This is a genomic window from Olleya aquimaris (assembly GCF_003259525.1).
GTDB classification, from domain to species: Bacteria; Bacteroidota; Bacteroidia; order Flavobacteriales; family Flavobacteriaceae; genus Olleya; species Olleya aquimaris.
In genome coordinates this window covers 94986-117540 of record NZ_QLLO01000003.1, presented here as the reverse complement: position 1 = coordinate 117540, position 22555 = coordinate 94986, and the positions used below count along the sequence as shown (strand labels likewise).

Sequence of the window (22555 nt, the reverse complement as noted above, 5' to 3'; positions counted from 1 at the left end):
ATTGAATCGGATTTTTTTTATAGTAATTTTTTATAGGTACAGCGTCTTATGTAAACTTCTGGATTAAAATGCTTCCATATTTTATGGATGGCTTCATTATCCTCAAGTTCTGGTGTACGATAACACATTTTGATGCCTTTTTTAGTAAACGTGTCAAAATATTCATTAAATATAATTGCGTGTACTCCTTTGTTTTGATACTCTGGATGTACGCCAATTAAATAAAACATAACATCTTTACTTTCTTTTTTAGCTTTTAGTAATTTTAGAAACCCAAACGGAAAAAGCTTACCTTTTATTTGTTGTAATGCTTCAGCAAATCTAGGCATAACAATAGCAAATGCTACAAGTTTGTCGTCTTTATCTACTACAAAGTTGATGTATTCTGGATTAATAAAGCTGATAAATTTTTTCTTGAAATATTCTTTTTGTATGTCTGTTATAGCAACAAATGAAGATAATTCAGAATAACTTTCGTTAAACAAATCAAACATTTTATCTGCATAAGGCATAACCTGAGAGGTTTTTGTAAACGAAAGTGGTTTAAGTTTATAGCGTCTTTTTATTAATTCTTGAGCTTTCAAAAACGCATCTGGTGTTACATTAGAAAACGGGAATCTGCTTTCAGAATATTTTTTTTCAACTTCAAAACCTAAAGCTTCATAGTGATTGATATAATAAGGATGATTATACCAAGTAATCATATTGCCAACATGATTATATCCTTCGGTCATAACACCAACTTTATCTAAGTTAGAAAATCCAACTGGACCTTCTGTGTATTCTAGATTATTTGCTTTTCCTATGTTATAAACCTCGTTGATTAATGCTTTACTAACGTCTTTGTCGTCTATAAAATCAAACCAACCAAAACGCATTTTTTTTATGTTTTGGTCTTTAACTTCCAACCAATTAATAATGGCTGCAACACGTCCAACAAGTTTATCGTTTTTATACGCTAGAAATAATGTAGCTTCAGCATCATTAAAAATAGGGTTTTTATTTTTGTCAAAAGTGGCTAACTCCTGATTAATAATAGGTGGTACCCAATATTTTGAGTCTTTATAAATTTGAAATGGGAAAGTAACAAATGCTTTATAATCTGCTTTTGTAACTACTTTTTTTGTTGTAATCATATAAAAAAGAAAGGTTTAATCTTCGTCATCAAAATCTATTATTTGAGATTCTTTTTTTCGTTTTCCTGATTCCTCAGGATTATCGTCAGAATCATCGTCTTTTTTCTTTTTTTTCTTCTTTTTCTTGTTAGCTTTTCTTTCATATTCTTCTAAAACATCTGTACCATTATCTTGATCTGCTTCTGGATCTTTATGAAAATCTAATCGATAAGATGCTCCAAAATTTACACTAAAAACAGAAGGTGTATCTTTTGTGTTAAAGGTTAAAGCGGTATCTAATTGAAAGTTTTTACTCCATAAATAAGCGCCTCCAAATCTAAATAGATTATCTGCGTAATAATCGCTTTTGATACCTTGAGTTTCTCCAAACAATACCCATTGTGTGTTAATAGCTTTGGTTAAAGTAACTATGTATTGAAAATCTGAATAATCAGACCCTATTCTGTCTTTAGCAAAATTCATAACCAAAACCCAACCGCTATTAAAATTGTGCTGCGTTGCAACCATTACTTTTGGAGTAAAACCGCCTTCATAACTAGGTCTTGTAAATGGGTTGGTATAAGGAATATAAGTATTGTTTTCTGCATCATAATGAGCGCCAACATAAACTGCTACAGCAGGAATTAAATAACTCCATTTAAATTTTCTATTGGCATGGTAACTATATAAATTAGGCTTTTCTTCTCCGCGATTCTTGTATGGATCATAGACTAAGTACTTAGCACCTATAGTTAAATATCTAAAATTGGCACGATCTGTCTCAGATGGGAAAGAAGCAGAACGATTATCTGTAAACGTATCGTTTTGATAAGTTCCTTCAACATTTAACTCTAATTGTTCCCAAACTAAACCATATCTCACCGCAAAATCAACTCCAAATCCTGATGCTTCATTTTTTAATGGTGTATGTTCTTCTTTAACAATATATGGACCAGCTTCAAACTGCACTACATTTTTTCCAACAGAAAAGGCGCTTCTAGAAACACCAGGTCTATTAGAATTGATAACTTCTGTGTATTGAGCAGTAGCTGTAAAACCGACTAAAAGTAGGAGGTATAGTAATATTGATTTTGGGTTAAGCATAATTTAATGTTTGTAGTCAAATATAAGATTTTATATTTTTTTTAAGTATTTAAAACTTAATTTAAAAATCAAGTATTGTATTTTTGTTATACAGTTAAATATATAATTAAAATTAATATATGGGTTTATTAAGAACCATACTTATAATTGCCTTAATTTATTACGGTATAAAAATATTATCTCGTTTGTTTGCTCCAATGCTTTTTAAGTATGCAGCCAAAAAAGCAGAAGAACGCTTTGGTGGAGCATTTAACCAGCACAGACAGGAACCTATCCAAAAAGAAGGTGAAATCTCTATAGATAAAATGCCTGAAAATAAATCTTCAAATAAAAATGTAGGTGAGTATGTAGATTACGAAGAAATTGAGTAATTTTCAACCTCACAGTTTTTAAAGACATTTATGCAATTTTCTTTTAAAAAAATCGTATCACATCTTATTATATTGGTAGGATTTATAATCTGCTCTCTAGCTTATTTTAGCCCAGTTTTACAAGGTAAAGTTATTTTTCAGAGTGATATTGTTCACTACACTGGAATGGCTAAACAACAAAAAGATTTTAAAGCTAATACAGGAGAAGAAACGTATTGGACCAATAGTGCGTTTGGCGGTATGCCTACGTATCAATTAGGTGCTAAATATCCACATAACTATATTAAAAAATTAGATGTAACGCTTCGGTTTTTACCAAGACCAGCAGATTATTTATTTCTTTATTTTTTAGGATTTTATGTACTGCTATTAGTGCTTAAAGTAGATTGGAAACTAGCAGGATTAGGTGCTTTAGCGTTTGGTTTTTCTACCTATCTCATTATTATACTTGGTGTGGGACATAACAGTAAAGCACATGCTATTGCTTATATGCCTTTAGTGTTAAGCGGTATTTTACTCACCTTTAGAGGAAAATACATTGCTGGATTTTTACTAACAGCAGTTGCTATGGGATTAGAGTTGGTTGCTAATCACTATCAAATGACCTACTATTTAATGTTACTTGTAATGGTGTTAGGCGTTGCTTATTTGATTGATGCTTACAGAAAAAAAATGTTACCACATTTTTTTAAATCGGTAGGAATTTTAAGTGCAGCAGTACTCTTGGCTATTGGTTTAAATGCGACTAATATTTTAGCCACTCAAGACTATGTAAAAGAGAGTACGCGTGGTAAAAGCGAATTAACCATTAATGCAGATGGTAGTCCACGAGAAAATACAGATGGACTAAGTAAAGATTATATTACAGAATACAGTTACGGGTTATTAGAAACCTTTAATTTATATATTCCTAGGTTTTTAGGTGGTGGAAGTGGAGAAGATGTAGGAGAAAATTCTGCTATGTATGACTTTTTTGTAAAGCAAGGTGTATCACCTGTTGATGCTAGAGAGTATACAAAAGGATTGCCAACCTATTGGGGAAATCAAACCATAGTAGAAGCACCAGCTTATATTGGTGCAGTAGTGATTTTCTTATTTGTTTTAGGGTTGTTTTTAGTTAAAGGACGTCTAAAATGGTGGTTAGTTGGAGGAACCATTTTATCTTTATTATTATCCTACGGAAAAAATTTAGAGTTTTTAACCGATTTCTTTATTAATTACATTCCACTTTACAACAAGTTTAGAGCAGTCAGTTCCATACAAGTCATTTTAGAGCTATGTATTCCTGTATTAGCTGTATTTGCTTTAGTTAGATTATTTAATGAAGTTGTAAAAAACGAAGAAAAACTTATAGCATTAAAATATACAGTTGCCATAACAGGTGGATTGGCAATTTTGTTTTTATTAGGCAGATTTGTTGGAATTATTGATTTTGTTGGAGGTACCGATGGAATAATTAGAAACAATTATGGTCAACCCTTTCTGGATGCTTTAAGAGCTGATAGAGCTAGCTTATTTACAAACGATACTTTAAGAACATTGTTTTTTGTTCTGTTAGCTGCAAGTGTGATTTATTTCTTTTTAAAGAAAAAATTATCCGAAACTAAAGTTATTGTAATCATAGGATTGCTTATAGTTATTGATTTAGTTAGCGTAGACAGACGTTATGTTAATAATGATGATTTTGTATCTAAATTAACCATGCAAAAACCGTATCAGCCTAATCAAGCCGATCTACAAATTCTAAAGGACAATTCTAATTTTAGAGTTTACGACTTGACAACTGGAGGTGCAAAAGCAAGTTATTACCATAATGCTTTAGGTGGTTACCATGCAGCAAAACCTAAGCGTTTTCAGGATTTATACGAGTTTTATATCTCTAGAAATAATATTAATATATTAAATATGCTTAACGCAAAATACATTATTGGAGAAGGTGAAGATGGTCAACCCTTTCCATACGTTAATAACGATGCCAATGGAAATGCTTGGTTTATTGAAAACTTATTAAGTGTTGATTCTGCAGACGAAGAAATTAAGTCATTAGATACATTAGCTAATAAAAAGGTTGCGGTATATTCAAAATCAGCTAAAACCAAGATGAATCTTCCTAATACTTTTAAAAAGGATTCACTTTCATCTATAAAAGTTGTTGATTACAAACCAAACTACATAAAATACGAATCTGAAAATCCAAACGATGGTTTTGCAGTGTTTTCTGAGATGTATTATGGTAGTGGATGGAATGCTTATATTGATGGCGATTTAAAACCTCATATAAAAGTCAATTATGCTTTAAGAGGAATGGAAGTCCCAAAAGGTAAGCATACCATCGAGTTTAAATTTGAGCCTGAAGTGATCAAAACAGGAAGCACAATTGCTTTAGCAAGTTCTGTTCTTCTTGGACTACTAGTGTTAAGTGGTTTATTTTTTGCTTTTAAAAGTGTAAAACAAAGCCATAAAGAGTAGTATTTATAGGCTTAATTTCCGCGTAAGCGTTATGTAATGGATAAAAAAAAAGTACTCATTATTACTTATTATTGGCCACCAGCAGGAGGTCCAGGAGTACAACGTTGGCTAAAATTTACTAAATACCTTCCAGAGTATAATATCGAACCAATTGTTTATTGTCCATCAAATGCAAATTACCCTATTGTAGATCAATCTTTATTAGACGAAGTACCATCTGTAACCATAATTAAACAACCCATAACTGAGCCTTATAAATTAGCACAATTGTTTTCCAAAAAAAGCAAAACCATTAGTAAAGGAATTATTGCGCAAAAAGAAAAGCAAAATTTAATTGAACGCTTAATGTTATATGTTAGAGGTAATTTTTTTATACCAGATGCCAGGAAAAAATGGGTAAAACCATCGGCTAGGTATTTATCTACCTATATGTCCGATTTTAATATAGATACAATTATAACTACTGGTCCACCACACAGTATGCATTTAATTGGGCTAAAATTAAAAGAAAAATTAGGTGTGACTTGGATTGCAGATTTTAGAGATCCTTGGACAAGTATTGGCTACCATGAACAATTAAAACTGACTAAAGCATCTAGAGCAAAACATAAACATTTAGAAGAGCAAGTACTAAATAACGCAGATCAATTAATTGTTACCAGTCCTAGTACTAAGTCTGAATTTGAACAAATTACCAATACACCTATCCAAGTGATTACTAATGGTTATGATACCGAAACTGTAGTTGTAAATAAATTAGATGAACAATTTACATTGTCACATATTGGGTCTTTATTATCTAAAAGAAACCCAGAAGTACTTTGGAAAGTTTTACAAGATTTAGTTGAAAATGAAGAGGGTTTTGCTGCAAAGTTTCAGTTGAACTTAGTAGGTGAAGTAGGTGAAGAGATTATCCAATCTATAAAAACCCATAATTTAACTAATTATTTAAACAATGTAGGTTATATTTCACATAATGAGGCGGTTAAATTTCAAAAAAAATCACAATTATTATTGTTAATTGAAATAGATTCTGAAGACACCAAAGCAATCATACCAGGAAAATTATTTGAATATATGGTTTCCAATAGACCTATAATTGCAATTGGTCCTAAAGGTGCAGATGTTGCTTCAATAATAAAAGAAACTAACACTGGACAGTTTTTTAATTATGATGATTATGAAGCATTAAAACAAACTATTAAACTTCATTTTAATAGTTTTAACCAAGGTAATTTAAAAACCAATCCTATAGGTTTGCAAAAGTATTCTAGAAAGCAATTGACAAAATTTTTAGTAGAATTAATAAATCCTTCCTAAATTAGTTTATTAAACGCCATTTAAAAGTTATGGGAATAGTAATTAACCAATCTATCAAAAACACTGTAATTACTTACATTGGATTTGCTATTGGAGCTATTAACGTCATTTTTTTATATACCAAATTTTTAAGCGAGGCTTATTTTGGATTAATCACTTTTATTTTATCTACTGCTAATATATTAATGCCATTAATGGCATTTGGTACACATAATACTATTGTAAAATTTTATTCTTCGTTTAAAACTAGGCAATCACAAAATGGGTTTTTAACCTTAATGTTAATATTGCCACTTATAATTATTATTCCTGCAGGTTTAATTACACACGTAGCTTACGATTCTATTTCTAATTGGCTTTCAAAAGAAAACATTATTATAAAGGATTACACTTGGTTAATCTACGTTTGTGCTATAATGTTTGCCTACTTTGAAGTGTTTTATGCATGGAGTAGAGTGCAGTTACAAAGTGTATTTGGTAATTTTATGAAAGAGGTATTTCATAGAATTTGTATCACCATTTTATTACTATTACTTCATTTTGGATATTTAAATGTAGATCAACTTATTTATGGAATTGTTATCGTTTATATTTTTAGAACCTTGCTAATGAAACTTTATGCATTTAGTTTGAGGTTTCCAGTATTAAAGTGGTCTAAAATACCTAATCTAAAATCAGTTTTAAAATATTCTGCTTTAATCATTATTGCAGGCTCTATTGCTAATATTATATTAGAAATTGATAAGTTTATGTTAGGGCAATTTGAGGCACTTAATAATGTTGCCTACTATGGAGTTGCTATTTATATAGCTACAGTTATTGGTGTTCCTGCTAGATCGATGCATTTAATAACACATCCTTTAACTGCTAAACTATTAAACGATAAAGATAACGTTGGATTAAAATCTTTGTACCAAAAAAGCTCGCTTAACTTATTTATCATAAGCGGATTTATATTTTTAGGAATCATAATTAATATCAACCAATTATACTTATTGATACCAGAAAATTACAGTGATGGATTTATGGTTGTATTAGTTATTGGCTTTGCTAAGCTTTTTGATAATCTTTTAGGGAATAATAATGCTATCCTGTTTAATAGCGATTATTATAGGGTGATTTTGGTATTTGGAGTCGTACTAGCTGTATTAACCATTGTGCTTAACTTAGTTTTAATTCCGGAATTTGGTATAAATGGAGCAGCCTATGCAAGTTGTATTACCATATTTGTGTACAATACTATTAAGCTACTGTTTGTCTATAGCAAATTTAACATACAACCATTTACGGTTTCTACAGTTAAAACCTTATTTCTTATAGTTAGTTGTGGGCTGTTATTATTTTTTTGGGAATTCCCGTTTCATCCCATAATAAACATTGTTTTAAAAAGTATAGTCTTAACACTTCTTTATGTATGGTCTGTTTATAAATTTGAGTTATCTGAAGACATTACTACAATACTAAAACGATTTATTCCATAAAAAAACCTACAGACAATTGTTTTGGGGCAAACAACCGTTGTAGGTTTTGACTAATCAACTAAAATTGATATTTATTGTCTTCTAGATCTTGTACTTCTTGAATTAGAAGATGATGATCTAGATTTAGATACTTTAGATTTTGTTGTTCTAGATCTGCTAACCTGAGGCTTGCTATTTGTTCTATTTGATCTATTACTTACTGTGCTTCTAGTTCTAGGCTTAGATGTAGTAGCTTGATTATTTCTACTGGTTCTAGGCGCACTGTTAACAGTTCTGTTACTTCGTGTTCTAGGTTTGGTATTAGCATTACTATTACCTCTAGTTCTAAATTTACTAATAGTCGTACTATTTCCTCTAGTTCTTGGAGTACTATTAATAGTTCCGTTGTTTCTAGTTTTAGGTTTTACAGTATTATTACCTCTAGTTCTTGGAGTACTGTTAACACCACTATTATTTCTTGTTCTCGGTTTACTGGTTTCAGCATTATTACCTCTAGTTCTTGGCGTAGAGTTAGTTGCTGTAGCACCTCTTTTTCTAGGTTTTGCAGCAGTAGTACTATTTCCTCTAGTACGAGGCGTACTGTTAACTCTTGGTTTTCTACCTTCGGTTCTTGATGCTAAAGCTCTGTTTCTTTTTATAGTGTTTCCTCTTCTACTAGCAACTGCAGTTCTACGTCTGTAGTTGTTTGTATATGGTCTATCATATCTATATCTAATAGGTGTATAATATTGTCTGTAAGGTGTAGTATATAATACACAATAGTTTGCTGGAGGAATTACATAATACGAGTGCCAAGGTCTAAATACATAAGCTCTGTTGTAAATGTTTATAAATCCTGTACAGTGAGAAAAACGGTTATAACGGTTGTAGTGTACATATAGTCCACCAACACGACTAACATAACCTCTAGTATTATAGTTTATAAAAACATTACCTACTTGATTAACACGACCATAATAGTCATAGTAAATAGGAGTGTTTTCTACCTGAATAACAGCACCAAACTCATCATACTGTACATAAGCACCATAATCATAACCTGTGTTAAAGCTTATGCTTGTGTTTCGGTTTCTAATTTCTACGTTTACATTAGGTCCATAGTTTGGCATGTAAAAATCAAATTGTCCATCTGGAAAGACAGAAAACTCAATACCATCTTCTACAAAAATAAAAGTATTGCCATACCCTCTAATGTAAGAGTTATTAATGATACCATCGTCTAGAGTAGTATTTGTGTCTGCATTAACAGAAAACCCACTTAGGAGCATTGCTGATAATAAAAGGAATAAATGTTTCATAACTAAATGTTTTAAGATTGAACAATTACTTAATTACAAGCATCGTGCCAAAAACAAAAACTGTGTAGTAGCAAGGCTTTTGAAAGGCTTTATTTTTTTATCATAAAAAAAACCCAATAAACTTATATTTATTGGGTTTTATGAAGCTATTGAAGATTACTTCTTTTTATTGTAATTTTTAATTTTTGGCTTCTTCATTTTTTTACCATTTCTGTAATAGTAATAATCATCATTATCATTGTAATCAAAATCAAAGTCGTCATCAAAATCATTATGGTTATGACCACCTATATGATCTGCATCACATCCAGTAATTCCGCAAAAGCCACAATTTGCATTATATCTGTTAACATGACCTTTTACTTTAATTAATTTACCACGTTTGTTGTATTTTAATTGCATGCCACCAATTTGATTGACAAGACCTCTTTTGTTATAACCTATGTATACAGAACCAACACGTTTAATTTGATCAAATCTGTTATAATTTAAAAACACATTACCAATACGTCTAACTTTTCCGCTTCTGTCATGTAAAATAATCATTCCTCTATCTCTTGGATTAGAAAAGGTTACACGTGTTCCTGGTGCACCAAAGGTTGCATTTACAGATCTACGTCTTGTAGTATTTCTTCTGTAATAATTATCACCTTGAGTGTAATCTAGTTGCGTATTAAAATCAAAGCTTCCGTCTGGAAAGATTAAAAATTCAACACCACGTTCTACAAACAAGATTGGTTGTACAAAATGATTTCTGTTTGATACTAAATCTTCACCTTGCGATGCAGATTTAACTTCTGCTGTTACGGTTGTTAATCCCATTAACAAACCTGTAAATAATAGTACTAATTTTTTCATAGTATTAAGGATTTAGATTTTGCCTACTAATTAAGCGTTTCGGCTATCGCTATTTTGACTAATTAGTTTCAATAGCTGTGCCAAACTTGAAAAGCGTTGATTTTGTTGGTGGTTTGAAGGGTGTAGAGTAGTCTAATAATTTATACTTTCCAAATAGGAACATTTAAAAAAGTACTTAATGTATTAGTGTCTTTTGTTATGCTATCTAAGTTAGTATAATCAATTAAGTTGATTCTAGATCCATCCTGTAAAACTAAATTGACTTCGTAACTTTTATATTCGTTTTCATTAGATTCTCCATTTGGGACTAGCTCGCCTAAAATTTGTAGGGCAACAATATCTTTAAAATGAGCACTCTTTTTTTTGTGATTGGTATTAAAACTTCTGTAAAATCTATTAATGGAAGTATCAAATTTTATTGGGATAAATAAAGAGTAAACAATATAGATACCAATTATAAAAAATAGAATTCCAATTCCAGTCATAATATAGCTTTCTTCTAAAATTGAAAAGGAATTGGTAGTTACCATTTTAAAAATGGCATAACCAACTAATACTAAACCAATCAAAAACATTAATAAATAAGCTGAAACTAATAGGAAAGTAGGTTTATAGGCATAACCGTCTTTTACTTTTTGTAATCGATGCGTAACAATATTAGAGCCAAGACTTCTTAAAGGTTTGGTTGACACATTGTTTTTTATATCTTCAATACTAAAGTCTTTCATTTTAGATACTTAACAATAATAAGTAGAAGATTAAATAAATTTGTTACAACTTTTCTTTTAAATATTGACCTGTCACACTAGCTTTAACTTTAATCACTTCTTCCGGAGTACCAAAAGCAACTAAATGCCCACCATTTTCACCACCTTCAGGACCTAAATCAATAATATGATCTGCGCATTTAATAAGCTCTAAATTATGCTCTACAACAATAATAGAATGTCCTTTGGCTATTAATGCATAAAAGGATTTTAATAATTTTTGAATATCATGAAAATGTAACCCAGTTGTAGGCTCATCAAAAATAAATAATGTTTTGGCTTTAGTATTTCCTTTACCTAAAAAGGTAGCTAACTTAATACGCTGTGCTTCACCACCAGACAGGGTAGAAGAGCTTTGTCCTAAAGTTACATAACCTAAACCAACATCTTGAAGCGGTTGTAGTTTATTCTTAATTTTGCTTGCTCCATTAATGTCAAAAAAAGCAATCGCATCATCGATAGTAAGGTTTAAAATATCATCAATGTTTTTATCAGCAAAAGTAACTTCTAAAACATCCTTTTTAAAACGCTTGCCTTTACAAGTCTCGCATTCTAAATGGACATCTGCCATAAATTGCATCTCGATAGTGACTTCGCCTTCACCTTTACAGGTCTCACATCGTCCACCATCCACATTAAAACTAAAGTGCTTAGCAGCATAATTACGGATTGTGCTTAGTTTTTGTTTAGCATATAACGCTCTAATATCGTCATAAGCTTTAACATAAGTTACAGGGTTTGAGCGTGATGATCGTCCAATTGGGTTTTGATCAATAAACTCGATATTTTGAATATTGCTATAGTTACCTTGCAATTCTGTAAACTGCCCAGCTTTGTCACTAAAACCAGTAAGTTGCTTTTGTATTGCAGGATACAATATTTTTTTAACTAAAGTACTTTTACCACTTCCAGAAACACCAGTAATAACGGTTAGCATTTCTAAAGGAAAACTAACATTAATATTTTTTAAGTTATTTTCTCTAGCACCAATAACATCAACACTATATTTACTAGTTCGACGTTGTTTAGGGACTTCTATTTTTAGAGTTTCATTTAAGTATTGGGCAGTTAAAGACTTAGATTTTAAAATATCTTTATACGTTCCTGTTGCAACTACTTCGCCACCAAATGTTCCTGCTTCTGGACCAATATCAATAATTTGGTCGGCTTCTTTCATGATGTCCTCATCATGCTCCACTACAATAACCGTATTGCCTAAATCGCGCAAGGATTTTAAAACTAGTATTAAACGCTCAGTGTCTTTAGGGTGTAATCCAATACTAGGTTCATCTAATATGTACATAGAGCCTACTAAGCTACTTCCTAAGGATGTTGCTAAATTTATACGCTGACTCTCACCACCAGATAAAGTATTAGATTTTCTGTTTAGGGTTAAATAATCCAACCCTACATTATGTAAGAAGCTTAATCGGTTTTTGATTTCAACTAATAAACGCTCAGCAATTTTAGTGTCGTAATCGTTTAGTTCTAATTGATTAAAAAAGTTAGCTAACTTATTTAATGGAAGCTCAACTAAATCTGTTATAGTTGCATTTCCAATTTTTACGTAATTTGCTTCTTTGCGTAATCGTTTACCATTACAAGTTTTACACTTGGTTTTTCCTCTGTAACGCGATAGCATCACACGGTTTTGTATTTTATACGCTTTGCTTTCAAGCTCAGCAAAAAAGCTATTTAATCCCTCAAAGTATTGGTTACCTTCCCAAATTAGGTTTTTGTGTTTTTCACTTAACTCAAAATAGGGTTTATGTATAGGGAAATCAAATTTATGCGAATTATTCACCAATTGGTCTTTGTACCAACTCATGCTTTCTCCTCGCCAAGGAAAAATAGCATTTTCATAAACTGAAAGTGCAGTATTAGGAACCACTAAATCGTCATCAATACCAATAACATCGCCATAACCTTCACATTTAGGACAAGCTCCATAGGGATTATTAAAACTAAATAAATGCACATTGGGCTCTAAGAAGTCGATACCATCCAATTCAAATTTATTGCTAAAATGTCTAATGGTATTATCAGCTAATGTTTCTATGTAACAATTACCTTTGCCTTCAAAAAAAGCAGTTTGTACAGCATCTGCAAGTCTATTATAAAAATCTTCATCATTTTTAGTGACAATTCTATCCACAACTAAAAATAAATCTTTAGCATGTTTTAAACTGTTAGCTTCATCTAGACGGAAAACTTTGTTATTAGCTTTTATCCTTGCGTAACCTTGAGCATTTAAGGCTTTAAGTTTGTCTTGCAATTCCCGACCTTCCTCTAAAATTATAGGAGATAACAGTAATAATTTTTCGCCTTCAGGTAAGGTTTTAATATAATTTAAAACATCGGTAACGGTATCTTTTTTTACCTCTTGACCAGAAATAGGAGAGTAGGTATGTCCAATTCTAGCAAATAATAGTTTTAAATAATCATATATTTCTGTAGTGGTACCAACCGTAGACCTTGGATTAGTGCTATTTACTTTTTGCTCTATAGCAATAGCAGGAGCAATACCTTTAATGTAATCTACTTTGGGTTTGTTTAATCGTCCTAAAAACTGTCTAGCGTAGCTAGATAAGCTTTCTACGTAACGTCTCTGTCCTTCAGCATATAACGTATCAAAAGCTAAGCTTGACTTTCCAGAACCAGATAAACCTGTAATGACAACTAGTTTTCTTCTAGGAATAACAACATCTATATTTTTAAGATTATGCAATTTAGCACCTTTAATGATGATGTTTTCTTTGGGATTTACTTCGGAAAGCGTAGTACTCATAGTTGTTTTTAGGAATAAGTATGCAAAGATAACATAACTTGAGGACCTATTAAAACAGATTATTGTGCAATAAAATGTTAAAACTTTAGATTTTTTTTGTTTTTTCGGAATGATTGTTGTTATATTTGGAGCATATCAATAACCTAATTAAGCTTTTTGCCTATAGTAAAACATTACTTTTTAATTTATAAACCCCAAGCCAATACCTGTTTTTGGCGCCTTAAAAGTAATGATTATGCAAAAAGAAACAATCACAGACGCTGTTCTTGTTAGCAACTATATTAAAGGAGATGAAGCTGCTTTAGAAGTTTTAATTACTAGACACAAACAACGTATTTACAGTTTTATTTATTCCAAAGTATACGACAGAGATGTTACTGAAGATGTTTTTCAGGACACTTTTATCAAGGTTATTCGTACCTTAAAACGAGGAAAATATAACGAAGAAGGTAAATTTTTACCTTGGGTTATGCGTATAGCACATAATTTAGTTATTGACCATTTTAGAAAAAATAAAAGAATGCCCAAATTTGATAATTCTGGCGAGTTTAATATTTTTTCTGTGATTAGTGATAGTTCTTTAAATGCAGAAAGAACAATGGTTAAAGAACAAGTTGAAGCAGATGTACGTAGATTGATAGAAGAATTACCCGAGGATCAAAAAGAAGTATTAATGATGCGTATGTATAACGATATGAGTTTTAAAGAAATCTCAGAGCGTACTGGAGTTAGTATTAATACAGCTTTAGGACGAATGCGTTATGCTTTAATTAATATGAGAAAGGTGATTGAAAAACACAATATTGTATTAACAAATTAAAAATACAATAAAGTAAAAGTTAGCTCGTTATCTGTTTGAACCTTAAACACAAATAATGGCAAAACTTTACTCTAAACATTCGGAAACCCCTAAAAAACAAGATTTAAAATTGAATCCAAAAGAAGAAACGGTAAGTTTTATTCTTAATTACTCTAAGGCTTTAAGTGTTATAAATTATAAAAATTTGAAGTTTGAAGCACTTCAAAACTAAACTTTGAAAACGTCCTAATAAAAATTAGGACGTTTTTATTTATAATAGGCTTTTAAAACAGAAGCTCTGCCAATAGTTTTAGTAATAATATCTTTTTCTAAATCCCAACCTCTAGCAGGAGAATACTCACGACCATACCAAATAATTTGAAGATGAAGATCATTCCATAATTCTTTTGGAAATAAGCGTTTAGCATCTTTTTCTGTTTGTTGTACGTTTTTTCCATTGCTTAAATTCCAACGATACATTAATCTATGTATATGTGTATCTACAGGAAAAGCAGGTACACCAAAAGCTTGACTCATAACAACACTTGCAGTTTTATGTCCTACAGCTGGTAAGGCTTCTAAAGCTTCAAAAGATTGTGGGACTTTGCCATCATACTTATCAATTAAAATATGAGACAAGCCATAAATACCTTTACTTTTCATGGGTGACAATCCACAGGGTTTGATAATCTCTTTAATTTCCTCCTGACTCATTTTAATCATATCATACGGATTATCAGCTTTTGCAAACAATAAAGGTGTAATTTGATTAACACGTACATCTGTACATTGCGCAGATAATAACACAGCAACTAATAACGTATAAGGATCTTTATGGTCTAAGGGTATTGGGATTTCTGGGTATAAACGATTTAACGTATTTATAACAAAATCTACCTTTTCTTGCTTAGTCATTAGTTGTATTTTTGAGAGATAACAATTAAAACCAAAATTACGACTATGAAATGAGCATAACAATAGTTTTTTATTGTAATACATATTATTGTTAAGCAAATTCCATCTAAACTATTTAATAAATAAGAATTAAAAATGAATACATTAAAGCAAGGAGACACAGTACCAAATTTTACAGTTAATGATCAAGACGGAAATCCAGTGTCATTATCAGATTATAAAGGAAAAAAATTAGTGGTTTTTTTCTACCCTAAAGCTAGTACACCAGGTTGTACTGCTGAAGCTTGTAACTTAACAGATAACTATAAAGCTTTACAAGATAAAGGGTATGAAATTTTGGGTGTAAGTGCAGATTCTGAAAAGCGTCAAGCTAATTTTAAAACTAAATACAATTTTCCTTTTCCACTTTTAGCAGATGAAAACAAAGAAGTTATTAATGCTTTTGGTGTTTGGGGTTTAAAAAAGTTTATGGGCAGAGAATACGATGGTATCCATCGTAAAACATTTTTAATCGATGAAAATGGAGTAGTAGCTCATGTGATTGATAAGGTGAAAACTAAAGATCATGCAGCACAAATTTTAGCGCTTTAATGTTTAATTAAATTTTAATAGTAATTAAAAAAGTTTAAATTAGCGTGAACTAAACTAAATTAACCCTTAAATATGAAAAAAATTATTTCGCTAGTATTTATAGCTTTTTTATCTGTAAATGCTTTTGCACAAGAGGACATGACAGAACAAGAGTCGCCAAAGACTGATGATGTTAAATTAAGATTAAGCATTGGGACAACTGCTGGAGACGATATGTCTAGAGAGCGTTTTGCTACAAATTATTCTTTTGACTTCACGTATTTAACTCCAATTGCTAATAATTTTAAAGTTGGACTAGACTTAGGATTAACAAAAATATCTACTAACGATAATAAAACCATAAGTACTAATTTTACTAAAGGGTATGTCTCTTTATGTGGTACTTTTAGAATATATAATGATACTGGAAAGTTTTATTTTGGAAGTGATTTAGGATATGCTTACGGTTTAGGAGATGGTGGTTTTATTTACAGACCAAAATTAGGTTTTCAAATCTCAGATTGTTCTGGTATAAATGTAACATACACAGATTTAAATTCTGATGTACAATATAATTCTGTTAGTTTAGGTTATGAATTTACATTCTAATCTTAATACACTATAACATTAAAAAAGCGACCCATTGGGTCGCTTTTTTAATATGATATAATGGAGATTACTCAGTTTCTTCCATGGTATGATAGACGTTTTGAACATCATCATCTTCTTCTAATTTTTCTAGAAGTTTTTCTACATCTGCAGCTTGTTCTGGAGTTAATGGTTTAGTAACTTGCGGTATACGCTCAAAACCAGAAGATAATATTTCTATCTCACGACGCTCTAATTCTGCTTGAATAGCACCAAAACTCTCAAAAGGCGCATAGATTAAAATGCCATCATCATCTACAAATACTTCTTCAGCACCAAAATCAATAAATTCTAATTCTAATTCTTCTGCATCTAATCCTTCTGCATTAACTCTAAAATTACAGGTATGATCAAACATAAAAACCACAGAACCTGAAGTCCCTAAACTTCCATCACATTTATTAAAATAGCTTCTTACATTAGCAACAGTACGTGTGTTGTTATCTGTAGCAGTTTCTACTAATACTGCAATACCATGTGGAGCATAGCCTTCAAAAATTACTTCTTTAAAATCGCCTTGACTTTTATCGCTTGCTTTTTTTATAGCACGCTCTACATTATCCTTAGGCATATTTACTGCTTTGGCATTTTGTATGACAGCTCTTAAACGCGAGTTACTAGCTGGATCTGGTCCACCTTCTTTAACTGCCATTACAATATCTTTTCCAATTCGTGTAAAGGCTTTGCTCATTGCTGACCAACGCTTCATTTTACGTGCTTTTCTAAACTCAAAAGCTCTTCCCATAATTAGTTTGTTATATTTTTATTTGTGTCACAAATTTAAAAAAATAAGTGAATGTAATTAGCTATTCTTCGTCCTCTTCAACAATATGTTCTATTGCTAACGCAAGTTTAAAATCTTTATCTGTGACACCTCCAGCATCATGTGTTGTAAGTGTAATTTTAAGCACATTATACTCGTTAGTCCATTCAGGATGATGGTTTAGAGCTTCACACTCAAAAGCCATTCTGCTCATTGCGCTAAAGCAATCTTTAAAATTTTCGAATTCAAATTCGGCGTGTATCGCATTATCATAGTATTCCCATTCTGGCAATCCTAATAAGCGTTGTTCAATTTCTGTTTGTGTAAGTACTGACATGTTTTTTTATTTAAAAATAAGAAATTTAAACTTCTAATTCGTTTAAAATATCTTGACTTAATAATTGCAAATGTTTAGGAAGCTTATTTAATTTTGGTAAAACAGCTAAATATCTATCGTCGTTAGTGGTAAATACTTGTTTAAATAAAGGGTTTTTTATACCAAGAGATAAAATTATTTCTCTTATAAAATCGTCGTGATGTACCAAATCTTGACTACCTAAATGAAAAATACCAGATTTATTTCTGTTAATCATATAATGAATTTGCTGTGTGACTTTAGAGTCTGTAGTCACATTCATTATCAAATTAGGAAACACCTCAATAGGCAGTTTTTCTCTTAAATGAAGCTTTATTTCTTGTAATCTTGGTGAATGTGCTCCAAAAACCATGGGAAGTCTAATAATGGCTACATGTGCTTTTGGCAAGCGTAACAGCATGTTTTCTATTTTAATTTTAAAATGCCCATACATGCTATGACTTAATGTTTTATCATCCTCGTAACTCGGGAATTTACTATACGCATCAAACACATTAGCAGACGACAAGAAAATTAATTTACTATTGGTTGCTAAGATATATTCTGCAATATGATAATGCGCAATCACTTGTGCCGAAAAATTACCACGAATAGCAGAAATAATGATGGTAGGGTTTACAATATCTAAGATTTCAAAAATATCGTCTTCTTCAATGTTATATTGAAAGTAATGTTGGTTTTTACTAAACGCACGATTATCTCTACAATAGGTACCAAACGTTCTAAAATAACCACAGAGTTCTTTATAGATGGCTTGACCTAAAAACCCACTGGCTCCAAGAATTAGTATACGATGTTTGTTATCTTTTTTCTTCCTCATTAATAACTATAACGTCAAATAAACGTAAAATGTCAGACTGAGCGTGTCGAAGTCTTTTACATTTATGTAATACTGTTTAGTTTTCGACAGGCTCAAACTGACAAATCTTTTAAATTATAATTTTACCCTTTATAAAATGGCAATTTTACAACCGTTGCTGGAACTGCGTTTTTACGAATCTGGATATTGATTTTACTGTTAACATCTGCAAAAACAGTTGGTACATACCCTAAGCCTATACCTTTATTTAGCATTGGTGACATGGTACCTGATGTTACCTCTCCAATTTTTTTTCCTTGTCCATCTACAATATCATAACCTTGTCTTGGGATACCACGTTCGTCTAACTCAAAAGCGACTAACTTACGGTCAACACCACGACGTTTTTGGTCTTCTAAAGCTTCGCTATTTGTAAACTTTTTAGTAAACTTAGTTACCCAACCTAAACCAGCTTCTAGAGGCGAAGTGGTTTCGTCAATATCATTACCATACAAGCAATAACCCATTTCTAAACGTAAGGTATCACGTGCAGCCAAACCGATTGGTTTTGCTCCAGCGTCTACCACTTTATCCCAAATTTGTTTGACTTCGTTGTTTTTACAATAGATTTCAAAACCACCACTTCCAGTATATCCAGTTGCAGATATTATAACATGCTCGATACCTGCAAAATCACCTACTTCAAAGTTATAAAATTTAATGGCTGACAAATCTAAGCTGGATAAAGCTTGCATTTTTTGTACTGCATTTGGACCTTGAATAGCAAGTAAGGAGTAATCTTCGGACAAATCGCGCATCTCTGCACCAACCGTGTTTTTAGAGCTAATCCAGTTCCAATCCTTTTCGATATTACTAGCATTAACTACTAGTAAGTATTGCTCTTCTTTAATTTTATAGATAATTAAGTCGTCTACAATTCCTCCAGTATCATTAGGCAAACAACTATACTGTGCTTTACCAACGGTTAGTTTTGAGGCATCGTTACTTGATACACTTTGTATTAAATCTAACGCATGTGGTCCAGAGATTAAAAACTCTCCCATATGTGATACGTCAAAGACACCACAATCTGTTCTAACTGCTTCGTGTTCTATGTTTACACCATCATATTGTACAGGCATATTGTAACCTGCAAAAGGAACCATTTTTGCACCAAGTGCTTCGTGAGTAGCTGTTAAGGCTGTATTTTTCATTAAATATATTTTTGTTTTACCGTCAAGCGGAAATATTGTAAAATTTAGTCAAACAAAAGTATTGAAAAATATTGAGTTGTATTTAGGAATCAATTTAATAAGACGTTAAAGTTTTTTTGTATTTGAAATTAACAAATAAAAGAAGTAAGTAAAACTTTTTGAAAGCATTATATATTTTTTTGTCTTAAAGTGTCAAACCTGGATAACCAAATGTTTTATAGATAATGCTTTGTTCTTTAGGACAAAGTAATCTGCATGGTAAAATAATATTATTTTGCTTTAGCCACCTTCTAAGTGTACGAGGTGAAATGCCATATTCAATTGCAATTTGTTGTCTGGTTTTAACTTGATTATACTGCATAACTACTCTAGATTTAAATATAGATTATTAATAAATCTATAAATTGAATTAATTAATCAATTATGCTATAATTTGATATACAAGGAAAATATTAGATATCATAATAAAATTAATATACGCAATAATACTGGATTAGTCTAATTGTGTCCTATTAAGTCTGTTTTATTCATCTTTTATAAAAATCAATTGCTGTAATTTTACTTTCTATTAATTTATCCGAGTTACTCTATAAAGTAAATCATATTAAAAATAATAAAAATGAAAAATTCAATAAAAAATTCAATTTACGTCTATGCATTATTATTCTTAAGTATCTTATTTATAGGATGTGGAGGTACAAAAAATTTAGGTAGTGTATCACAAGAAGTAAAAAAACATTTTGGTGAAATGAATTTTACGACTACTACAACATCTGAAAAGAATTTAACAAAATTAAAAACCTATAAAGGAAAAGAGAATTTTGCTGATAAAACAGGTAAGGTTATAGAAATACGCTGGTTATTAGTTGTAAAAGGTGACGGTAAAGTTTCTGCTGTTTATGCTGGAGCAGAAAGCCAAAAAGTTAGTAATGTATTTACCATGACTGAAGAAAATATAAATGATAGAGTTGATGAATGCTTGGGAATGGAAGGTGCTAGTCTTAGAGATTGTTACAATCAATTAATGCGTGATTTGATGAGTGAATGTGTGAGTGATAATACAAATTGTGATCTTGTAATTTGGGGATAACTATTTACAATTAAGTTAAAGCTGTTTTGGCTTAAAATGTGTAGGAGAAGAGGAGGTTATTAATTTGAGTATAATCTCGAAGTCTGTTAATCATATCCATAAGTTCAAATAATAAAAAGTTAAACAGCATTATTAACCTCTATCCAATAACCATCTGGATCTTGAAAATACACTTGTAATACACCATCGTTTCTAATATAATCTTTATTGGGTGTGTTTTTCCAATCTGAATAGGCTACTTCTAGATTGTTAAGATGTATTATGAATGCTTCAAAATAAGGCGTTGACAACGCAAAATGAACTGCTTTATTGGTTTTAACCTTTAATTCTGGTCTTGGTATAAGGTGTAATTGACTACCATCTTCAAACGATAACCATCTAGTTTTTGAATTTGAAGCTGTATTTTCAATCTCTTGTAGTTGAAACACCTTTTTATAAAAATCTATAGACTGATTGACATCTTGTACAGAAAGTGCTATATGATTTAAACTAAAAGTCATAGTGGTTAATTACTTTAATAATAATGCTTTTAAATGGTTGTAACTACTAATTTTAGTCGCCACTTTCTCTTTACCCATAACCGATTGTATTTGCTTTGGTAACGGTTGTTTTTCTGTAATAACGTCTTCAACGACATCTAAAAACTTAGTTGGGTGTGCAGTTTCTAAAAACACACAATGTGCATTAGGATTAGATTTTAAATAGGCTTTACATCCTAAATATCCAACTGCTCCATGTGGATCTGCTACGTAATTGTAGTTGTTGTATATCTCTTTTAAAGCAACCTTAGTTTCGTTGTCTGTAAAACTATATGAGGATAAATTGTCCTTTAAATTATTAAAGTTGTTGTTATAGATTTCCTGTATACGGATAAAATTACTAGGATTACCAACATCCATAGCATTACTAATGGTTTGAACAGATGGTTTAGGATTATAAATTTCTGTTTTTAGATAATTAGTTACAACGTTATTTTGGTTATTAGACGCAATAAAATGTTTGATAGGTAAGCCTAATTGTTGTGCCATCATACCTGCGCAAACGTTTCCAAAATTTCCGCTTGGTACAGAAAATACAATATCTTTATGAGATTTATGTAACTGCTTGTATGCAAACATAAAGTAAAGCAGTTGTGGTAACCAACGTGCTACATTTATAGAATTTGCAGAGGTTAATTGCATTATGCTAGTTAATTCTTCATCTAAAAACGCACGTTTAACCATGTCTTGACAATCGTCAAAAACACCATCGACTTCTAATGCTTTTATGTTTTGACCTAAAGTAGTGAGTTGTTTTTCTTGTATCTCACTGACTTTTCCAGAAGGGTAGAGGATAACAACATTAACACCTTTAACTCCCAAAAAACCATTGGCTACTGCACCACCTGTATCTCCAGAAGTGGCTACTAAAACAGTTACTTCGTTAGTGTTATTTTGATTAAAATAGCCTAAACATCTTGCCATAAATCGTGCGCCAACATCTTTAAACGCCATAGTTGGTCCATGAAACAACTCTAAAGTAGAAATAGTATCGTTTAATTTTACCACAGGAAAATCAAACGACAAGGTTTCTTCAATAATGGTTTTTAATACGTCCTTTGGGATATCTGGTGAGACAAATTGTTGTAAGGCTTCAAAAGCAATCTCGTTATAACATAAATCATCAATATTTTCAAAAAATGAAGCAGGTAAAGGTGTAATACGTTCAGGAAAATATAAGCCTTTATCTGGTGCTAATCCTTTGACGACTGCATCTTTAAACGTGGTGTTTGGTGCTTTATGGTTGAGACTGTAGTAATTCATTACTTGAG

The 22555-nt window shown here is 31.2% G+C and carries 23 protein-coding genes; 9 read left to right on the top strand and 14 right to left on the bottom strand.

Going from position 1 to position 22555, the window contains the following annotated elements; translation table 11 throughout:
- Nucleotides 1–17: 17 nt before the first annotated feature.
- Both LY08_RS05455 and LY08_RS05450 read right to left on the bottom strand, forming a co-directional pair.
- Nucleotides 18–1136, bottom strand: coding sequence for a GTP cyclohydrolase (locus LY08_RS05455; protein WP_111659440.1), 1119 nt, complete (start codon nt 1134–1136; stop codon nt 18–20).
- A 15-nt stretch (nt 1137–1151) separates the two neighbouring features.
- Nucleotides 1152–2219 carry a transporter gene (locus LY08_RS05450; protein WP_111659439.1) on the bottom strand — a complete coding sequence of 356 codons (1068 nt, stop codon included), beginning with the start codon at nt 2217–2219 and terminating at the stop codon, nt 1152–1154.
- A 119-nt stretch (nt 2220–2338) separates the two neighbouring features.
- On the opposite strand from LY08_RS05450, the gene LY08_RS05445 reads away from it, so the two are divergent.
- Genes LY08_RS05445 through LY08_RS05430 form a run of 4 tightly spaced genes read left to right on the top strand, consistent with a single transcriptional unit; the run spans nt 2339 to nt 7860 of the window.
- On the top strand, nt 2339–2590 hold the full coding sequence (locus LY08_RS05445; protein WP_111659438.1) for a DUF4834 family protein: 252 nt from the start codon (nt 2339–2341) through the stop codon (nt 2588–2590).
- Between the two features lie 30 nt (nt 2591–2620).
- Nucleotides 2621–5059 (top strand): YfhO family protein, encoded by a 2439-nt coding sequence (locus tag LY08_RS05440; RefSeq protein ID WP_111659437.1) that lies wholly within the window; start codon nt 2621–2623, stop codon nt 5057–5059.
- A gap of 36 nt (nt 5060–5095) precedes the next feature.
- Nucleotides 5096–6379, top strand: a complete 1284-nt coding sequence (locus LY08_RS05435; RefSeq protein ID WP_111659436.1) for a glycosyltransferase family 4 protein — start codon at nt 5096–5098, stop codon at nt 6377–6379.
- Nucleotides 6380–6408: 29 nt separating this feature from the next.
- Nucleotides 6409–7860, top strand: coding sequence for a lipopolysaccharide biosynthesis protein (locus LY08_RS05430; RefSeq protein ID WP_111659435.1), 1452 nt, complete (start codon nt 6409–6411; stop codon nt 7858–7860).
- A 71-nt stretch (nt 7861–7931) separates the two neighbouring features.
- On the opposite strand, the gene LY08_RS05425 is transcribed toward LY08_RS05430, so the two are convergent.
- The 4 genes from LY08_RS05425 to uvrA form a co-directional block, all read right to left on the bottom strand.
- The gene (locus LY08_RS05425) at nt 7932–9158 is read right to left on the bottom strand and encodes a hypothetical protein (protein WP_146603200.1); all 1227 of its coding nucleotides are present in this window, start codon (nt 9156–9158) and stop codon (nt 7932–7934) included.
- Between the two features lie 156 nt (nt 9159–9314).
- Nucleotides 9315–10016 (bottom strand): hypothetical protein, encoded by a 702-nt coding sequence (locus LY08_RS05420; RefSeq protein ID WP_111659433.1) that lies wholly within the window; start codon nt 10014–10016, stop codon nt 9315–9317.
- A 140-nt stretch (nt 10017–10156) separates the two neighbouring features.
- Nucleotides 10157–10744: a hypothetical protein gene (locus LY08_RS05415; protein ID WP_111659432.1), complete on the bottom strand. Its 588-nt coding sequence runs from the start codon at nt 10742–10744 to the stop codon at nt 10157–10159.
- 43 nt (nt 10745–10787) lie between these two features.
- Nucleotides 10788–13571 (bottom strand): excinuclease ABC subunit UvrA, encoded by a 2784-nt coding sequence (gene uvrA / locus LY08_RS05410; RefSeq protein WP_111659431.1) that lies wholly within the window; start codon nt 13569–13571, stop codon nt 10788–10790.
- A gap of 235 nt (nt 13572–13806) precedes the next feature.
- On the opposite strand from uvrA, the gene LY08_RS05405 reads away from it, so the two are divergent.
- Both LY08_RS05405 and LY08_RS13555 read left to right on the top strand, forming a co-directional pair.
- Nucleotides 13807–14391, top strand: a complete 585-nt coding sequence (locus LY08_RS05405; RefSeq protein ID WP_111659618.1) for an RNA polymerase sigma factor — start codon at nt 13807–13809, stop codon at nt 14389–14391.
- A gap of 55 nt (nt 14392–14446) precedes the next feature.
- Nucleotides 14447–14602 carry a hypothetical protein gene (locus LY08_RS13555; protein ID WP_170120601.1) on the top strand — a complete coding sequence of 52 codons (156 nt, stop codon included), beginning with the start codon at nt 14447–14449 and terminating at the stop codon, nt 14600–14602.
- A 35-nt stretch (nt 14603–14637) separates the two neighbouring features.
- Here the strand turns inward: LY08_RS13555 and LY08_RS05400 are convergent, their stop codons facing one another.
- Nucleotides 14638–15285, bottom strand: coding sequence for an endonuclease III domain-containing protein (locus tag LY08_RS05400; protein ID WP_111659430.1), 648 nt, complete (start codon nt 15283–15285; stop codon nt 14638–14640).
- A 135-nt stretch (nt 15286–15420) separates the two neighbouring features.
- On the opposite strand from LY08_RS05400, the gene bcp reads away from it, so the two are divergent.
- Nucleotides 15421–15876, top strand: coding sequence for a thioredoxin-dependent thiol peroxidase (gene bcp / locus LY08_RS05395; RefSeq protein ID WP_111659429.1), 456 nt, complete (start codon nt 15421–15423; stop codon nt 15874–15876).
- Between the two features lie 72 nt (nt 15877–15948).
- Complete coding sequence (locus LY08_RS05390) at nt 15949–16464, top strand: hypothetical protein (RefSeq protein ID WP_111659428.1); 516 nt, start codon at nt 15949–15951, stop codon at nt 16462–16464.
- A 67-nt stretch (nt 16465–16531) separates the two neighbouring features.
- Here the strand turns inward: LY08_RS05390 and LY08_RS05385 are convergent, their stop codons facing one another.
- The 5 genes from LY08_RS05385 to LY08_RS13670 all read right to left on the bottom strand — a co-directional run bounded on the left by LY08_RS05385 (nt 16532) and on the right by LY08_RS13670 (nt 20037).
- Nucleotides 16532–17248: a YebC/PmpR family DNA-binding transcriptional regulator gene (locus tag LY08_RS05385; protein WP_111659427.1), complete on the bottom strand. Its 717-nt coding sequence runs from the start codon at nt 17246–17248 to the stop codon at nt 16532–16534.
- A gap of 61 nt (nt 17249–17309) precedes the next feature.
- Complete coding sequence (locus LY08_RS05380; RefSeq protein WP_111659426.1) at nt 17310–17603, bottom strand: 4a-hydroxytetrahydrobiopterin dehydratase; 294 nt, start codon at nt 17601–17603, stop codon at nt 17310–17312.
- A gap of 25 nt (nt 17604–17628) precedes the next feature.
- Nucleotides 17629–18462, bottom strand: coding sequence for a sugar nucleotide-binding protein (locus LY08_RS05375; protein ID WP_111659425.1), 834 nt, complete (start codon nt 18460–18462; stop codon nt 17629–17631).
- Between the two features lie 122 nt (nt 18463–18584).
- Complete coding sequence (gene gcvT, locus LY08_RS05370) at nt 18585–19655, bottom strand: glycine cleavage system aminomethyltransferase GcvT (RefSeq protein ID WP_111659424.1); 1071 nt, start codon at nt 19653–19655, stop codon at nt 18585–18587.
- Nucleotides 19656–19839: 184 nt separating this feature from the next.
- Nucleotides 19840–20037 (bottom strand): transposase, encoded by a 198-nt coding sequence (locus LY08_RS13670; protein WP_394341192.1) that lies wholly within the window; start codon nt 20035–20037, stop codon nt 19840–19842.
- 237 nt (nt 20038–20274) lie between these two features.
- Here LY08_RS13670 and LY08_RS05360 point away from each other — a divergent pair, with 237 nt between their 5' ends.
- Complete coding sequence (locus LY08_RS05360; RefSeq protein ID WP_111659422.1) at nt 20275–20745, top strand: hypothetical protein; 471 nt, start codon at nt 20275–20277, stop codon at nt 20743–20745.
- 119 nt (nt 20746–20864) lie between these two features.
- Here LY08_RS05360 and LY08_RS05355 read toward each other — a convergent pair whose 3' ends face one another.
- Nucleotides 20865–21245 carry a VOC family protein gene (locus LY08_RS05355; RefSeq protein ID WP_111659421.1) on the bottom strand — a complete coding sequence of 127 codons (381 nt, stop codon included), beginning with the start codon at nt 21243–21245 and terminating at the stop codon, nt 20865–20867.
- A gap of 9 nt (nt 21246–21254) precedes the next feature.
- Nucleotides 21255–22547 carry a threonine synthase gene (gene thrC / locus LY08_RS05350; protein WP_111659420.1) on the bottom strand — a complete coding sequence of 431 codons (1293 nt, stop codon included), beginning with the start codon at nt 22545–22547 and terminating at the stop codon, nt 21255–21257.
- Nucleotides 22548–22555 lie beyond the last annotated feature (8 nt).

Bases quoted from the DNA above. Each gene is read 5' to 3' on its own strand.
- LY08_RS05455 (WP_111659440.1), bottom strand. From the start codon at position 1,136: ATGATTACAACAAAAAAAGTAGTTACAAAAGCAGATTATAAAGCATTT.
- LY08_RS05450 (WP_111659439.1), bottom strand. From the start codon at position 2,219: ATGCTTAACCCAAAATCAATATTACTATACCTCCTACTTTTAGTCGGT.
- LY08_RS05445 (WP_111659438.1), top strand. From the start codon at position 2,339: ATGGGTTTATTAAGAACCATACTTATAATTGCCTTAATTTATTACGGT.
- LY08_RS05440 (WP_111659437.1), top strand. From the start codon at position 2,621: ATGCAATTTTCTTTTAAAAAAATCGTATCACATCTTATTATATTGGTA.
- LY08_RS05435 (WP_111659436.1), top strand. From the start codon at position 5,096: ATGGATAAAAAAAAAGTACTCATTATTACTTATTATTGGCCACCAGCA.
- LY08_RS05430 (WP_111659435.1), top strand. From the start codon at position 6,409: ATGGGAATAGTAATTAACCAATCTATCAAAAACACTGTAATTACTTAC.
- LY08_RS05425 (WP_146603200.1), bottom strand. From the start codon at position 9,158: ATGAAACATTTATTCCTTTTATTATCAGCAATGCTCCTAAGTGGGTTT.
- LY08_RS05420 (WP_111659433.1), bottom strand. From the start codon at position 10,016: ATGAAAAAATTAGTACTATTATTTACAGGTTTGTTAATGGGATTAACA.
- LY08_RS05415 (WP_111659432.1), bottom strand. From the start codon at position 10,744: ATGAAAGACTTTAGTATTGAAGATATAAAAAACAATGTGTCAACCAAA.
- uvrA (WP_111659431.1), bottom strand. From the start codon at position 13,571: ATGAGTACTACGCTTTCCGAAGTAAATCCCAAAGAAAACATCATCATT.
- LY08_RS05405 (WP_111659618.1), top strand. From the start codon at position 13,807: ATGCAAAAAGAAACAATCACAGACGCTGTTCTTGTTAGCAACTATATT.
- LY08_RS13555 (WP_170120601.1), top strand. From the start codon at position 14,447: ATGGCAAAACTTTACTCTAAACATTCGGAAACCCCTAAAAAACAAGAT.
- LY08_RS05400 (WP_111659430.1), bottom strand. From the start codon at position 15,285: ATGACTAAGCAAGAAAAGGTAGATTTTGTTATAAATACGTTAAATCGT.
- bcp (WP_111659429.1), top strand. From the start codon at position 15,421: ATGAATACATTAAAGCAAGGAGACACAGTACCAAATTTTACAGTTAAT.
- LY08_RS05390 (WP_111659428.1), top strand. From the start codon at position 15,949: ATGAAAAAAATTATTTCGCTAGTATTTATAGCTTTTTTATCTGTAAAT.
- LY08_RS05385 (WP_111659427.1), bottom strand. From the start codon at position 17,248: ATGGGAAGAGCTTTTGAGTTTAGAAAAGCACGTAAAATGAAGCGTTGG.
- LY08_RS05380 (WP_111659426.1), bottom strand. From the start codon at position 17,603: ATGTCAGTACTTACACAAACAGAAATTGAACAACGCTTATTAGGATTG.
- LY08_RS05375 (WP_111659425.1), bottom strand. From the start codon at position 18,462: ATGAGGAAGAAAAAAGATAACAAACATCGTATACTAATTCTTGGAGCC.
- gcvT (WP_111659424.1), bottom strand. From the start codon at position 19,655: ATGAAAAATACAGCCTTAACAGCTACTCACGAAGCACTTGGTGCAAAA.
- LY08_RS05360 (WP_111659422.1), top strand. From the start codon at position 20,275: ATGAAAAATTCAATAAAAAATTCAATTTACGTCTATGCATTATTATTC.
- LY08_RS05355 (WP_111659421.1), bottom strand. From the start codon at position 21,245: ATGACTTTTAGTTTAAATCATATAGCACTTTCTGTACAAGATGTCAAT.
- thrC (WP_111659420.1), bottom strand. From the start codon at position 22,547: ATGAATTACTACAGTCTCAACCATAAAGCACCAAACACCACGTTTAAA.